Source organism: Streptomyces sp. OZ13 (assembly GCF_052068155.1).
Lineage (GTDB): Bacteria > Actinomycetota > Actinomycetes > Streptomycetales > Streptomycetaceae > Streptomyces.
This window is the reverse complement of sequence record NZ_JBQHCZ010000017.1, coordinates 35,660-49,864: the sequence shown is the minus strand read 5'-3', so window position 1 is coordinate 49,864 and position 14,205 is coordinate 35,660. Positions and strand designations below refer to the sequence as shown.

At 71.7% G+C, this 14,205-nt stretch carries 15 protein-coding genes; 6 read left to right on the top strand and 9 right to left on the bottom strand.

Features of this window, described 5'->3' with window-relative positions:
• Window positions 1-48 precede the first annotated feature (48 nt).
• From ACTMTU_RS29585 to ACTMTU_RS29575, 3 genes are all read left to right on the top strand, one after another.
• Complete coding sequence (locus ACTMTU_RS29585; protein WP_441266497.1) at window positions 49-813, top strand: SDR family oxidoreductase; 765 nt, start codon at window positions 49-51, stop codon at window positions 811-813.
• Window positions 810-2,462 carry an AMP-binding protein gene (locus ACTMTU_RS29580; protein ID WP_441266496.1) on the top strand — a complete coding sequence of 551 codons (1,653 nt, stop codon included), beginning with the start codon at window positions 810-812 and terminating at the stop codon, window positions 2,460-2,462. Before ACTMTU_RS29585 ends, ACTMTU_RS29580 begins: the two co-directional genes overlap by 4 nt.
• A 61-nt stretch (window positions 2,463-2,523) precedes the next feature.
• Window positions 2,524-3,117 carry a TetR/AcrR family transcriptional regulator gene (locus ACTMTU_RS29575; RefSeq protein ID WP_441266495.1) on the top strand — a complete coding sequence of 198 codons (594 nt, stop codon included), beginning with the start codon at window positions 2,524-2,526 and terminating at the stop codon, window positions 3,115-3,117.
• A gap of 737 nt (window positions 3,118-3,854) precedes the next feature.
• Here the strand turns inward: ACTMTU_RS29575 and ACTMTU_RS29570 are convergent.
• The 7 genes from ACTMTU_RS29570 to ACTMTU_RS29540 all read right to left on the bottom strand — a co-directional run bounded on the left by ACTMTU_RS29570 (window position 3,855) and on the right by ACTMTU_RS29540 (window position 8,981).
• Window positions 3,855-5,069, bottom strand: a complete 1,215-nt coding sequence (locus ACTMTU_RS29570; RefSeq protein WP_441266494.1) for an acyl-CoA dehydrogenase family protein — start codon at window positions 5,067-5,069, stop codon at window positions 3,855-3,857.
• 7 nt (window positions 5,070-5,076) lie between these two features.
• On the bottom strand, window positions 5,077-6,096 hold the full coding sequence (locus ACTMTU_RS29565; protein WP_441266493.1) for a phosphotransferase family protein: 1,020 nt from the start codon (window positions 6,094-6,096) through the stop codon (window positions 5,077-5,079).
• Window positions 6,097-6,261: 165 nt separating this feature from the next.
• A complete protein-coding gene (locus tag ACTMTU_RS29560; RefSeq protein ID WP_441266492.1) occupies window positions 6,262-7,176 on the bottom strand; it encodes an MBL fold metallo-hydrolase in 915 nt (304 codons plus the stop codon).
• Between the two features lie 73 nt (window positions 7,177-7,249).
• A complete protein-coding gene (locus ACTMTU_RS29555) occupies window positions 7,250-7,546 on the bottom strand; it encodes a hypothetical protein (protein ID WP_441266491.1) in 297 nt (98 codons plus the stop codon).
• A 130-nt stretch (window positions 7,547-7,676) separates the two neighbouring features.
• Window positions 7,677-7,976 (bottom strand): DUF202 domain-containing protein, encoded by a 300-nt coding sequence (locus ACTMTU_RS29550; RefSeq protein ID WP_441266490.1) that lies wholly within the window; start codon window positions 7,974-7,976, stop codon window positions 7,677-7,679.
• Complete coding sequence (locus ACTMTU_RS29545; RefSeq protein ID WP_441266489.1) at window positions 7,973-8,362, bottom strand: YidH family protein; 390 nt, start codon at window positions 8,360-8,362, stop codon at window positions 7,973-7,975. The genes ACTMTU_RS29550 and ACTMTU_RS29545 overlap by 4 nt, the downstream gene beginning before the upstream one ends.
• Window positions 8,363-8,453: 91 nt before the next feature.
• The gene (locus tag ACTMTU_RS29540) at window positions 8,454-8,981 is read right to left on the bottom strand and encodes an NUDIX hydrolase (protein ID WP_441266488.1); all 528 of its coding nucleotides are present in this window, start codon (window positions 8,979-8,981) and stop codon (window positions 8,454-8,456) included.
• A 110-nt stretch (window positions 8,982-9,091) separates the two neighbouring features.
• Here ACTMTU_RS29540 and ACTMTU_RS29535 point away from each other — a divergent pair, with 110 nt between their 5' ends.
• The 3 genes from ACTMTU_RS29535 to ACTMTU_RS29525 all read left to right on the top strand — a co-directional run bounded on the left by ACTMTU_RS29535 (window position 9,092) and on the right by ACTMTU_RS29525 (window position 12,230).
• Window positions 9,092-10,747 (top strand): FAD-binding dehydrogenase, encoded by a 1,656-nt coding sequence (locus tag ACTMTU_RS29535; protein ID WP_441266487.1) that lies wholly within the window; start codon window positions 9,092-9,094, stop codon window positions 10,745-10,747.
• Between the two features lie 186 nt (window positions 10,748-10,933).
• Complete coding sequence (locus ACTMTU_RS29530) at window positions 10,934-11,599, top strand: molybdopterin-dependent oxidoreductase (protein ID WP_441266597.1); 666 nt, start codon at window positions 10,934-10,936, stop codon at window positions 11,597-11,599.
• A complete protein-coding gene (locus ACTMTU_RS29525) occupies window positions 11,541-12,230 on the top strand; it encodes a cytochrome b/b6 domain-containing protein (RefSeq protein ID WP_441266486.1) in 690 nt (229 codons plus the stop codon). Before ACTMTU_RS29530 ends, ACTMTU_RS29525 begins: the two co-directional genes overlap by 59 nt.
• Here the strand turns inward: ACTMTU_RS29525 and ACTMTU_RS29520 are convergent.
• Both ACTMTU_RS29520 and ACTMTU_RS29515 read right to left on the bottom strand, forming a co-directional pair.
• On the bottom strand, window positions 12,216-13,613 hold the full coding sequence (locus ACTMTU_RS29520) for a GntT/GntP/DsdX family permease (RefSeq protein WP_441266485.1): 1,398 nt from the start codon (window positions 13,611-13,613) through the stop codon (window positions 12,216-12,218). The genes ACTMTU_RS29525 and ACTMTU_RS29520 overlap by 15 nt on opposite strands.
• Window positions 13,614-13,622: 9 nt before the next feature.
• On the bottom strand, window positions 13,623-14,132 hold the full coding sequence (locus ACTMTU_RS29515; protein ID WP_441266484.1) for a gluconokinase: 510 nt from the start codon (window positions 14,130-14,132) through the stop codon (window positions 13,623-13,625).
• Window positions 14,133-14,205: the final 73 nt, after the last annotated feature.

Below are 14,205 nucleotides of genomic sequence, written 5' to 3'. Positions count from 1 at the left end.
ACTGGTTAGTCTGCGGCCACGGGACCTGGGTACGGAAAGGCGGAGCTGATGAGTACGGTGCAAGGTGCTGGGGTTGTGGTCACGGGCGCGGGCGGAGGCATCGGAGCCGCACTCGCCCGCCGCTTCGCCGCGGAAGGCGCCAAGGTGGTCGTCAACGACATCGACCCCGGCAAGGCCAAGACCGTCGCCGACGAGATCGGCGCCGTCGCCGTGCCCGGCGACGCCTCACAGATCGTCGAGGAGGCCCGTGACGCCCTCGGCGGCGTCGTGGACGTCTACTGCGCCAACGCCGGGCTCGCCTCCGGCGGCGACGCCTTCGCCGACGAGGACGTATGGGCCGCGGCCTGGGACGTCAACGTGATGGCCCATGTCCGCGCGAGCAGGATCCTGCTCCCGGACTGGCTCGAGCGCGGCTCCGGACGCTTCGTGTCCACCGTCTCCGCCGCCGGACTCCTCACCATGATCGGCGCGGCGCCCTACAGCGTCAGCAAGCACGGCGCCCTCGCCTACGCCGAGTGGCTCTCCCTCACCTACCGGCACCGCGGCATCAAGGTCCACGCGATCTGCCCCCAGGGTGTACGGACCGACATGCTGACCGCCAGCGGCAGCGCCGGCGAACTCGTCCTCACCCCCACCGCGATCGAGCCCGAGGACGTCGCCGACTCCCTCTTCGAGGCCATGGCGGAGGACCGCTTCCTCGTCCTGCCGCACGCGGAGGTCGCCGGATACTACGCGGCCCGCGCGACGCAGAACGACCGCTGGCTGGCCGGCATGAGCCACCTCCAGCAGAAGTGGGAGGAGGCCCGCCGATGAGCTCGATCTACGCCGCCAGGCCCTGGCTCTCCCAGCTCAGCGACGCCCAGCGGGCGCCGGTCGACCCGCCCGCGACCGTGCTGCACGCCTTCCGCGCCGCCGTCGGCCGGGCCCCCGGTCACACGGCGCTCGCCTACTTCGACGGGCGCCTGACCTACCGCGAGACCGACGAACTGTCCGACTCCGTCGCCGGGCACCTCGCCGCCCGCGGGATCTCCCGCGGGGACCGGGTCGCGATCATGCTTCAGAACACCCCCCACTTCGTGATCGCCCTGCTCGGCGCGTGGAAGGCCGGAGCCACCGTCGTCCCCCTCAACCCGATGTACAAGTCGGGCGAGGTCGCGCACGTCCTCGCCGACGCCGAGGTGAGCGCGCTGATCTGCTCCGACCGCGCCTGGGAGGGACACCTGCGCGACTGCGCCGCCGCGTCGCCCGTCCGGATGGCCCTCACCGCCTGCGAGCTCGACCTTCAGACGCGGGGCGACGAACGGGTCCTCGGCTTCGAGCGCACCGCGCCCGCCGACGACGCGGACGACCTCCTGGCCGTCGCCCGCCAGGGCCTCCCGGCGCCGGCCGGCCGTGAACTCACGGCCACCGACGTCGCACTGATCAGCTACACGTCCGGCACCAGCGGCACCCCCAAGGGCGCCATGAACCTGCACGGCGGCATCACCTACAACGCGGAACGCCAGCGCACCGGCCACCCCGTGCCCGAAGGCGCCTGCTACTTCGTGCTCGCGCCGCTGTTCCACATCACCGGCATGGTCTGCCAGCTCGCCGCTTGCATCGCCAACGCGGGCACCCTGGCACTCGCCTACCGCTTCGAGGCCGGTGTCGTCCTCGACGCGTTCCTCGAGCACCGCCCCGCGTACACCGTCGGCCCGTCGACCGCCTTCATGGCCCTCGGCGCCCACCCCTCGGCCACGCCGGAGCACTTCGAGTCCTTCCGGGTGATCTCCTCCGGCGGGGCGCCCGTGCCGCCCGCGCTCGTCGAGAAGTTCAGAGCCGGCTTCGGCCCCTACATCCGCAACGGCTACGGGCTCACGGAGTGCACCGCCCCCTGCGCTTCCGTCCCCCCGGAGAGGGAGGCCCCCGTCGACCCGGCCTCCGGCACCCTCTCCGTCGGACTTCCCGGCCCCGACACGGTCGTCCGGATCATCGACGACAAGGGCGAGGACGTGCCCTTCGGCGAGCAGGGCGAGATCGCGGTCTCCGGCCCGCAGGTCGTGCCCGGCTACTGGCGGCTCCCCGAGGCCACCGCGGAGGCCTTCCCCGACGGCGAACTGCGCACCGGCGACATCGGCTTCATGGACGAGGACGGCTGGCTCTACGTCGTCGACCGCAAGAAGGACATGATCAACGCCTCCGGCTTCAAGGTCTGGCCGCGCGAGGTCGAGGACGTCCTCTACACCCACCCCGCCGTCCGCGAGGCGGCCGTCGTGGGCATCCCCGACGCCTACCGGGGCGAGAGCGTGAAGGCGTTCGTCAGCCTGCGGCCCGGGGCGGTGGCGGAACCGGAAGAGATCTCCGCGTACTGCGCCGAGCGGCTGGCCGCCTACAAGTACCCCCGCGAGGTCGAGGTCCTGCCGGAGCTCCCCAAGACGACAAGTGGGAAGATCCTCAGGCGGGAACTGCGTTCCCCCGCGTAGCAGCCGACCGAGCACGGCACGGACAGCACACCGAAGACAGCGAGAAAGGCGGGTGGCGGCAATGGCCAGGACGACGGACGGGGACGGCACCCCCGTCCCGCAGAGGCTGCTGGCCGCCGCCACCCGCCTCTTCGCGGAACGCGGCTACGACCGCACATCGGTCCAGGAGATCGTGGAGGCGGCCGGCGTCACCAAGGGCGCGCTCTACCACTACTTCGGTTCGAAGGAGGACCTCCTCCAGGAGGTCTACGCCCGCGTGCTCCGCGTCCAGCAGCAGCGCCTCGACGCTTACGCGGACGCCGACGAGCCCGTCGAGACCCGGCTGCGCGGGGCGGCGGCGGACGTCGTCGTCACCACGATCGAGAACCTCGACGACGCGGACATCTTCTTCCGCTCCATGCACCACCTGAGCCCGGAGAAGCACAAGCAGGTACGCGCGGAACGCCGCCGCTACCACGAGCGCTTCCGCGCGCTGGTGGAGGAGGGGCAGCGGGACGGCGTCTTCTCGTCGGCCACCCCGGCGGACCTGGTGGTCGACTACCACTTCGGCTCGATCCACCACCTGTCGACCTGGTACCGCCCGGACGGCCCCCTGACGAAGCAACAGGTCGCGGACCACTTGGCGGACCTGCTGCTGAGGGCGCTGCGGCCATAGCGGGGCGGTCGTGCCCGCCGCGTGGCTCGTCCGCTGCGCGGGGGGCGTGGCGTCGGGGCGGGCATGTCGCCTGCGGCGGACTTCCGCTGCCGGGGCGTGCGCCTGCGGCGGGCCTGTCCCCGCCCCGCCCCTTCCCGCAACCGGGCTTCGCCCGGACCCTGTACCGCCCTGCGGGCGGCGGTTCCGTGATGGGTGTGGATCCGTACCGCCTTGCGGGCGGCGATCCGGGCTGCGCGCGGACCGTACCGCCCTGTGGGCGGCAGTTCCGTGATGGGTGTGGACCCGTACCGCCTTGCAGGCGAGGTTCCGGGCTGGGCGCGGACCTGTACCGCCCTGTGGACGGCGGTTCCGGGCTGGGCGCGGACTTGTATCGCCTTGCGGCGGTGTCCCGGGCTGGCGTGCGGTGCCCGTACCCCCTTGCGGGCTGCGTACTGTGCTGCGTGCGGACCGTACCGCCCTGCGGGCGGCGGTTCCGTGATGTGTGCGGACCTTGTATCGCCTTGCGGGCGGCGATCCGGGCTGCGTGCGGCCCCCCGGCGCCTGGCGGGATTCGCTCCGCGAATCGGCCCCGCCGACGGAGGCACTCCGGCCTGGCCGGGCAACTCCGGCCTCGCCGGCGTTTGAGGCGCGGGGGTCCGGGGGCAGAGCCCCCGAAACACCGCGCGGAGCGCGGTGCCGGGTCCGGGCGGAGCCCGGTTCCGGGAGCGGCCCCGCCCAGCGGGGCCGCCCCGACCACGTCACATGTACTTCTTCAGCTCCCGCCGCGCCAGCGACCGCTGGTGCACCTCGTCCGGCCCGTCCGCCAGCTTCAGCGTCCGCGCCGACGCCCACAGCTCCGCCAGCGGGAAGTCCTGGCTGACGCCGCCCGCGCCGTGCGCCTGGACGGCCTTGTCGAGGATGTCGACGACCGCCCGCGGCGTGGCGATCTTGATCGCCTGGATCTCGGTGTGCGCCCCGCGGTTGCCGACCGTGTCCATCAGCCACGCCGTCTTCAGCACCAGCAGCCGCAGCTGCTCCACGGTGACCCGCGCGTCGGCGATCCAGTTCTGGACGACGCCCTGCTGCGCGATCGGCTTGCCGAAGGCGGTACGGGAGACGGCCCGCCGGCACATCAGCTCGATCGCGCGCTCCGCCATGCCGATCAGCCGCATGCAGTGGTGGATACGGCCCGGTCCCAGCCGCGCCTGGGCGATGGCGAAGCCGCCGCCCTCCTCGCCGATCAGGTTCGTCGCCGGGACCCGCACGTCGTCGAAGACGACTTCGGCGTGGCCGCCGTGGGAGTGGTCCTCGTAGCCGTACACCTGCATCGCGCGTCGTATCTGCACGCCGGGGGTGTCGCTGGGCACCAGGATCATCGACTGCTGGCGGCGGATGTCCTCGCCGTCCGGGTCGGTCTTGCCCATGACGATCAGGATCTTGCAGTCCGGGTTCATGGCCCCGGAGATGTACCACTTGCGGCCGTTGACGACGTAGTCGTCGCCGTCCCGGTCGATGCGGGTGCGGATGTTGGTCGCGTCGGAGGAGGCCACCTCGGGCTCGGTCATCGCGAACGCCGAGCGGATCTCGCCCGCGAGCAGCGGCTCGAGCCACTGCTTCTTCTGCGCGTCGGAGCCGAACTGGGTGAGCACCTCCATGTTGCCGGTGTCCGGGGCCGCGCAGTTCAGCGCGGTCGGCGCGAGGTGCGGGCTGCGGCCGGTGATCTCGGCGAGCGGTGCGTACTGGAGGTTGGTCAGCCCGGCGCCGTACTGGGAGTCGGGGAGGAAGAGGTTCCACAGTCCCTGCTTGCGGGCCTCTGCCTTGAGTTCCTCCACGATCGCGGGCGTGTCCCAGGGGGAGGCGAGCTCGGCGCGCTGCTCCTCCGCGATCTTCTCGGCCGGGTAGACGTGCTCGTCCATGAAGGCGAGCAGTTTTCCGCGGAGTTCTTCGGTGCGCGCGTCGAATGCGAAGTCCATGAGGTACTCAGCCTTCCTGAAGGGTGGTGAGGCCGTGCTCGATGAAGAGGGGGACGAGATCGCCGATCCGGTCGAATCCGGCGCCGACGGTCTGGCCGAGGGTGTACCGGTAGTGGATGCCCTCGAGGATCACCGCGAGCTTGAACCAGGCGAACGCCTCGTACCAGGAGATCGCCGAGGTGTCCCGGCCGGAGCGCTCCGCGTACCGCTCGATCAGTTCGGCGGGGGACGGGTGGCCGGCGGCGCCCGCGGTGGTGCTGACGGGGGAGTCGGGCAGTTCCAGCCGCTTGCTGTACATGACCAGCAGGCCGAGGTCGGTCAGCGGGTCGCCGAGGGTCGACATCTCCCAGTCCAGGACGGCCTTGATCCGGTCGTCGTCGCCGATCAGGACGTTGTCGAGGCGGTAGTCGCCGTGGACCACGGTGGCGGCGGGGGAGTCGGGCAGCGCGCGCCCGAGCGCGGCGTGCAGCTCGTCGATGCCGGCCAGGTCGCGGCCCCGAGAGGCCGCCAGCTGCTTGCCCCAGCGCCGCAGTTGCCGGTCGAGGAAGCCCTCCGGCCGGCCGAAGTCGCCGAGCCCGACGGCCGCCGGGTCCACGGCGTGCAGCTCGACGAGGGTGTCGACGAGGGCGAGGACGGCGTCCCGGGTGCGCTCCGCACCGAGCGGGGCCAATTGCTCCGCCGTGCGGTAGGGGGTGCCGTCCACGAACTCCATGACGTAGAACGGCGACCCGATGACCGATTCGTCCTCGCACAGCAGCACGGGCTGCGGCACCGGGACGGCGGTCGGCGCCAGGGCGCTGATGACCCGGTGCTCGCGCTTCATGTCGTGCGCCGTCGCCAGCACATGGCCGAGCGGCGGCCGGCGCACCACCCACCGGTTGGTGCCGTCGGTGACGGCGTACGTGAGGTTGGAGCGGCCGCCCTGGATCAGCCGGGCGCTGAGCGGTCCGCCCACCAGTCCGGGCCGCTCACGGTCGAGATGGCCGCGCAGCTGCTCGGGATCGAGGCCTGGGGGGACTGAGCTCATGGTGCGCACCTCCGGGGGGCGGTCCTGGGAACGCGTTCATGATGACCGACCAGTCGGTATGTCGTCCAGTGGCCCGGTGGAAAGCGATGCCAGGATCACACTCGCACGACAGGCGCCGGCCCCCTCGGGGACGGCCCGCTCGAGGGGGCGGAACGCGCCGAGAGGTCAGGCGTGGCAGGCCACCGGCACCCCGCCGTTCATCGCCGCCATGTCCGCGAACACCACGGCGGGATCGAGCGGGGAGCCCTGGGGGAGCCCCTCCAGCTCCGCGTACGCCCGGTGCAGGTTGGCCACCAGCCGTTCGCTCTCCCGCAGTTCGGCGAACACGCCGAGATCCGCCGCGCGTGCCGTCTCCAGCGGACTGAGCCCCTTGGCGTGGCCCTCCTCGGCCACTTCGGCGACGAAGCGCAGGTAACGCTCCGTCGCGTCGTAGGCCGACGGGTCGGTGATCGGTCCGTGGCCGGGCACCACGGTCTCCGCCCCCAGGGAGCGCAGTACGTCGAGCGCCCGCAGCGAGCCGCTCAGCGAGCCCATCGGGACGAACGGCGTACCGCCCTGGAAGACCAGGTCACCGGTGAAGACGATGTCCTGCCGCGGCAGGTGGACGATCGTGTCCCCCGCGGTGTGGGCCACCCCGCCGGGATGGACGAGCCGCACTTCGGCGTCCCCCACATGGACCGTCATCCGGTCGCTGTACGTGACGGTCGGCGCGGTGATCCGGATGTCCCCGAAATCCGTCTGCGGCCAGATCAGGTGGAGCTGGCGGCCCGCCGCGAGCACCTCGCTCCGGCACGATGCGTGCCCGACGACCACGGCCTCCGGCAGGAAGACCCCGTTGCCGTAGGTGTGGTCGCCGTGGTGGTGGGTGTTGACGACGGTACGGGGAAGAGGCGCGCCGGTCGCGAGCAGCGCCTCGCGCAGCGCCCGGGCCCGACGCTCGGTGGCCGTGGTGTCGACGAGGAGCGTCGACTCCCCGTCGCTGACGAAGCCCGCGTTGTTCAGGCACCAGCCGCCGTCGGGCTGGACGTAGGCGTGCACGCCCGGCGCGAGCCGGACGGTGTAGGGATCTGTGGCAGGCACGATGGCTCCCCCGGAGACGTGTCGACGGTGAATCGGCCCTCAGGGCCTGCCGACTGACCCGCGTACGCGTCAGTCAGTGGTCGTCCCAGTGCCCGTCGTGCCCCGCGTGCCGGTGCCCGTCGTGGAGGTAGTCGACGTGGTCGCCGTGCACCACGGCAGGGTGGCCGCAGCCGTCGCCGTGCTCGTGCGCGTGACCGCTGTGCGACACGTGCTCACCCGGCTCGCACTCGTCCCAGTGCCCCCCGTGCTGCCGGTGGAGATGCCCGTCGTGCGCGTAGTCCATGTGGTCGCCGTGGGGGATCTCGGTGTGGCCGCAGGACGGGCCGTGCGTGTGCTCGTGTGCGGTGTGCTCCTGGTGTGCAACGGTCATGGCGCTCACCTCTGGGTGCTTTCGTGCCGTTCTGTCCGTCTTCCAGGCTAGTCGGCGGCTCCGGCGCCGGCCGCGCGCCGCCCGTCACGCCACGAGGGAACAGATGTCCGACACGGAGCGTCACCCGCTGTCACACCACGATCGCCACGGCGCACGCGGCCAGAGCCAGCACGCACCCGACCGCCGCGATCGCCCCGCGCACCGGCATCGCCGCCGGCCTGGCCGCGTCCATCGCGCGCAGGCGCCGGTGCGCGACCCACAGGAACCCCAGCCACGCGACCACGCTCAGCCCTGCCGCGAGAGCCGTGTCCTGCGCCGTCTGCCGGGCGGCGAGGACCGCCACCACCGTGCAGGTCAGCGTCGTCCGGCGCCAGGCCAGCCGGGTCCGCTCGGGCTGAAGCCCCGGATCGCGAGCGGGAGGCGCCGTCACAGGTCGCCCCAGGCCACCACCGCCACCATGGCGAGGGAGACGACCGCGACGACGACGGCCAGCAGCGCCGGGAACCGGGACACCGGCAGATCCTCGCCGCGTCGCATCGCCAGCTCGCACCGGACCCAGTGGTTCACCGCGCGTACCGCGCACACCGCCCCGACGCCGATCAGCGCGAGCGCCAGCCCGGCCCGTACACCCCAGCGCAGGTCCGGCAGGAACTGGTCGACGGCGAAGCCGCCGCCGATGAGCGCGAGCGCCGTACGGATCCAGGCAAGGAACGTCCGCTCGTTGGCGAGCGAGAACCGGTAGTCGGGCGTGTCGCCCTCTTCCCGGATCCGCGCCGGCGCGAACCACAGCCGCAGGCTCTGCAGGAAATCGCTCACGCAGCGCACCCTACCCGCGCACTGTCGGTGGCTCCGGCCCAGCTCCGGGCACAGCCCGGCACCGTCCGGCCCGGGTTCCGAGCCAGGACGCTCAGCCCGTTCGGTGCGCCTTGAGCCGCTCGTACGCGGCCAGCCCGTCGGGCACCCACTCCCACGCCCCGAGCCTCGCCTCCAGTTCGGCGTCCGTCAGGAAGCCGTACCAGTCGATCTCCTCCGGCTGAGGCTCCACCGCCAGCTCGCAACGGACCTCGTAGACATACGACCACCAGGTGGGGCCGGGGCCGCCGTCCCCTTCGTAGAGGAACTTGAACAGTGGTACGGGGCGGGGGAGTCCGCGTACGCCGAGCTCCTCCTCCGCCTCGCGCAGCGCCGCGTCGTCGTAGCTCTCCCCGGCGCCCACGACACCGCCGACGAACATGTCGTACATCGAGGGGAAGACCAGCTTCGTGGCCGTGCGCCGGTGCACGAAGACGCGTCCCGCGGCGTCCCTGACGAGGATGAACGCGCACCGGTGGCGCAGTCCGCGCGCGTATGCCTCGCCGCGCGGGGCCTGTCCGATCACACGGTCGTGCTCGTCGACGATGTCGAGGATCTCTTCTGCGGGCTGCACGGAAGTCATGGAACCCATGAAAACACCGCCGTACGCCGCCTTTGACCGGTCCGCCATTGACGAGTTACCCACCCGTAAGGAAGATCGGGTGCCACCGGCCCGACGGAGAATGGACAACCATGGCGTACGACGCTGACGTGATCGTGATCGGGGCAGGACTCGCGGGCCTCGTGGCCACGGCCGAACTCGTCGACGCCGGACGGAAGGTCATCCTCCTCGATCAGGAACCCGAGCGGTCCGTCGGGGGGCAGGCGCACTGGTCCTTCGGCGGCCTCTTCTTCGTCGACTCGCCCGAGCAGCGCCGTATGCGCATCAAGGACAGCCACGCCCTCGCCATGCAGGACTGGCTGGGCACCGCGGGCTTCGACCGCGAGGAGGACCGCTGGCCGCGCAAGTGGGCGGAGGCCTACGTCGACTTCGCCGCGGGGGAGAAGCGGGCCTGGCTGCACCGGCAGGGCGTGCGGTTCTTCCCCGTGGTCGGCTGGGCGGAGCGCGGCGGCTACGACGCGAACGGCCACGGCAACTCCGTACCCCGCTTCCACATCACCTGGGGCACCGGCCCCGGCCTGGTGGCCCCCTTCGAGCGGCGCGTTCGTGAAGGAGTCGCCAGAGGGCTGGTGCAGCTGAGGTTCCGGCACCGGGTGACCGGTCTCGGCAGCAGCGCGGGCGGTCTGGACACCGTCACCGGTGAGATCCTCGAGCCGTCCGACGCGGAGCGCGGCGCGGCGAGCAGCCGCGAGGTCACCGGCGCCTTCGAGCTCAAGGCCCAAGCGGTGATCGTCACTTCGGGTGGTATCGGCGGCAACCACGACCTCGTCCGCGCGCAGTGGCCGAAGCGGCTCGGCACCCCGCCGAAGAAGATGCTCTCCGGCGTCCCCGCGCACGTCGACGGGCTGATGCTCGGCATCGCCGAGCGCGCCGGCGCGAGCCACATCAACCGCGACCGGATGTGGCACTACACCGAGGGCATCGAGAACTGGGACCCGATCTGGGCCAGGCACGGCATCCGCATCCTGCCGGGCCCGTCCTCCCTCTGGCTGGACGCACGCGGCAGACGGCTGCCGGTGCCGCTGTTCCCCGGCTTCGACACCCTCGGCACGCTCGAACACATCATGCGTACCGGCCACGACTACACCTGGTTCGTGCTCGACCAGAAGATCATCGGCAAGGAGTTCGCCCTCTCGGGCTCAGAGCAGAACCCGGACCTGACGGGCAAGTCCGTCCGCGACGTCTTCGTACGGGCCAGGGCCGACGTGCCCGCGCCGGTGAAGGCGTTCATGGACAAGGGCGTCGACTTCGTCGTGGAGAAGGACCTGGGCGCGCTGGTGCGCGGCATGAACGAGCTCACCGGGGACGGACTGATCGACGAGGCGGAGCTGCGGCGCGAGATCACGGCGCGGGACCGGGAGGTCGCCAACCCGTTCACCAAGGACCTCCAGGTCACGGCGATCCACGGCGCCCGCAAGTACCTCGGCGACAAGCTGATCCGCACCGCCGCGCCGCACCGTCTGCTGGACCCCAAGGCGGGTCCGCTGATCGCCGTACGGCTGGGCATCCTGACCCGCAAGTCGCTCGGCGGCCTGGAGACGGACCTGTCCTCGCGGGTCCTGGACGGGTCCGGCGCCCCGCTGCCGGGCCTGTACGCCGCGGGCGAGGCGGCGGGCTTCGGCGGCGGCGGCGTCCACGGCTACCGCTCCCTGGAGGGCACGTTCCTCGGCGGCTGCCTCTTCTCGGGCCGCGCGGCGGGCCGTGCGGCGGCGAGGGCGGTGTCATAGGGACGGGGGGCGCGGCCCGCCCCCATGTGTGACGGAAGTCTGACGGCACCCCCGCCACCCCTGGCGTCCGGCCCGGCCAGGTGCTCGAATCGAAGGGTGACGTCCCCACACTCCGACCCGGCCGGCCAGGACGGTCCCGGCCCTGACGGTCCCGGCGCCCCCGTCGGCCGCCGTGTCGTGCTCGGCATGCTCGGTCTCGGCGCCGCCGGTGTCGCCGGCGCGCCCTATCTGCAGCGTGGCCTGGAGAGCTTCCTCGGCGCCGCGGCCGACAAGGACCCGACGGGCCTGACCGGGCTGCTGCCGAACGGCGGCGGATTCCGCTACTACTCGGTCGCGTCGTCCGTGCCCCGCAAGACCGCGGAGACCTACCGCCTCACCGTCGACGGCCTCGTCCGGAAGCCGGCCACGTACACACTGGCCGACCTCCGGGCCATGCCGCAGACGCGGATCGTGCGGGACGTGCAGTGCGTCACCGGGTGGCGCGTGCCGGACACGCCCTTCGAAGGCGTGAAGCTCTCGCAACTGCTGGACGCCGCCGGTGTACGACCGGAGGCACGGGCGATCCGGTTCACCTGCTTCGACGGGACCTACAGCGAGAGCCTGACGCTCGCACAGGCCCGGCGGGACGACGTCCTCGTCGCGCTGCGGATGCAGGACAAGCCGGTCAGCCATTCGCACGGCGGCCCGGTCCGGCTGTACGTGGCGCCGATGTACTTCTACAAGTCGGCGAAGTGGCTGTCCGGAATCACGGTCACGTCCGCAGTCCGGCCCGGTTACTGGGAGGAGCGGGGCTATGACGTCGACGCCTGGGTCGGCCGGTCCAACGGCCGCACCGACACCCCCACCGTCTGAGCCCGCCGCACCGGACGAGGCGATGGAACGCACCGCCCGCAGACGGCGCTTCACCCGCGCCGAGCGTCTGCTGCACCGCACCACCGCCGCGCTGATGCTGCTGTGCATCGTGACCGCCGCCGTGCTCTACGTGCCGCAGCTGGCCGAACTCGTCGGCCGCCGGTACCTCGTGGTGACGGTCCACCAGTGGGCCGGGCTGCTGCTGCCCGTGCCGTTCGTCCTGGCGCTGGCCTCCCGCGCGTTCCGCGCGGATCTGCGCCGGCTGAACCGCTTCGCGCCGTACGACCGGGCGTGGCTGCGTGCCGTGCGCCGGCGCGAGCACGGTCCGTCGGCGCGTCCGGCGGGCAAGTTCAACGCCGGGCAGAAGGTCTACGCGGCCTGGACCGCCGGAGCGGCGCTGGTCATGCTCGGCACCGGTCTGCTGATGTGGTTCACCGGCCTCGCGCCGCTGGTGTGGCGGACGAGCGCCACCTTTGTGCACGACTGGCTCTCCCTGGCTGTCGGGATCGCCGTCGCCGCGCACATCGCGATGGCGCTCGCCGACCCGGAGGCACGCCGTGGCATGCGCACAGGGTCGGTCGAGCGCCAGTGGGCCCGCGAGCACCACCCGAGGTGGCTAGAGGACGAGTGACAACAGCAGCACGAACACGATGCCGACGACCGAGATGATCGTCTCCATCACCGACCAGGTCTTGATCGTCTGGCCGACGCTCATGCCGAAGTACTCCTTCACCAGCCAGAAGCCGGCGTCGTTGACGTGGCTGAAGAACAGCGAGCCGGCGCCGATCGCGAGGACGAGCAGGGCCGCGTGCGAGGTCGACATGTCGGCCGCCAGCGGCGCCACCAGGCCGGCCGCGGAGATCGTGGCCACGGTCGCGGAGCCGGTCGCGAGCCGGATCGCGACGGCGATCAGCCAGGCGAGCAGCAGGGTCGGGATGGCCCAGTCCTTGGAGAAGTCCAGGATCATCTGTCCGACACCGATGTCGATCAGCGTCTGCTTGAAGCCGCCGCCGGCGCCGACGATGAGCAGCACACCGGCGATCGGGGCGAGCGACTTCTCGACGGTCGAGGAGAGCCGGCTCTTGGTGAACCCGGCGGCCCGTCCCAGCGTGAACAGGCCGACGATCACGGCGGCGAGCAGGGCGATCAGCGGAGAGCCGATGACGTCGGTGACGCGCTGGACGCCGTTCTCCGGGTCGTCCACCACGATGTCGACGAGGGCCTTGGCCATCATCAGGACGACGGGGAGCAGCACCGTGGCGACCGTGGCGCCGAAGCTCGGCCGCTTCTCCAGGTCGTCTGAGGCGCGCTGCGGGATCATCTTCTCCGGCGCGGGGATGTCCACCCAGCGCGCGGCGTACTTGGAGAACACCGGACCGGCGATGATGACGGTCGGTATCGCGACGACCAGGCCGAGGGCCAGGGTGACGCCGAGGTTGGCGCCGATGGCGTCGATCGCGACCAGCGGGCCGGGGTGCGGCGGGATGAGGCCGTGCATCACGGACAGACCCGCGAGCGCCGGGATGCCGATCCGCATCAGCGAGTAGTTGCCGCGCTTGGCGACCATGAGCACGACCGGGATCAGCAGGACGATGCCGACCTCGAAGAACAGCGGAAGTCCGATGATCGAGGCGATCAGCACCATCGCCCAGGGCATGGCCCGCCCGCTCGCCTTGGCGAGGATCGTGTCGACGATCTGGTCCGCGCCGCCGGAGTCGGCGAGCAGCTTGCCGAGGATCGCGCCCAGGGCGATCAGCACACCGACGCCCGCGACGGTCGAGCCCAGGCCGGCGGTGAACGAGGTGATCGCCTTGTCGAGCGGTGCCCCGGCGAACGCGCCGAGCGCGAGCGACCCGATGGTCAGCGCCAGGAAGGCGTGCAGCTTGAACTTGGTGATGAGCAGAACGATGACAGCGATGCCCGCGAGGACGGCGATGCCCAGCTGTGCGTTGCCCGCCGAGGTGATCGGCTCGACGGCGTCCGCTGCCAGCATCTCGACGCTGAGACTGGTCACGGTGATTCCTTAGTCTTCGAGCCCGCGCAGCGCGGCGACGGCCCGTTCGGTGATTTCTTCGGGGGTTCCGGACACATCGACGGCGACGCCCGCCTCGTCCTCCTCCAGCGGCTGGAGGGTCGCGAACTGGGAGTCCAGCAGCGCCGTGGGCATGAAGTGGCCCTTGCGCTCCGCCATCCGCTGCTCGATGAGCTCGCGGCTGCCGGTGAGGTGGAGGAAGACGGCGTCGGGCGCTGCCGCCCGCAGCCTGTCGCGGTACTCACGCTTGAGCGCGGAGCTGGAGACCACTCCGCCGAGCCCGGCCCGGCCATGGGCCCACGTGCCGATGGCGTCGAGCCACGGGCGGCGGTCCGCGTCGTCCAGGGGGACGCCGGCCGTCATCTTGGCGATGTTCGCCGGGGGATGGAAGTCGTCGCCTTCGGCGTAGGGGACGCCCAGGGCGGCGGCGAGCAGGGGGCCGATCGTGGTCTTGCCGGTTCCTGCTACGCCCATCACCACGACGACGTGGGGGGTGCTCATTACGTGCCTCGCTGTCCTCGTCGACCGCTCGACGTCGGTCCGTCGCGCTACTGAAACCTATTAGGTACGACGT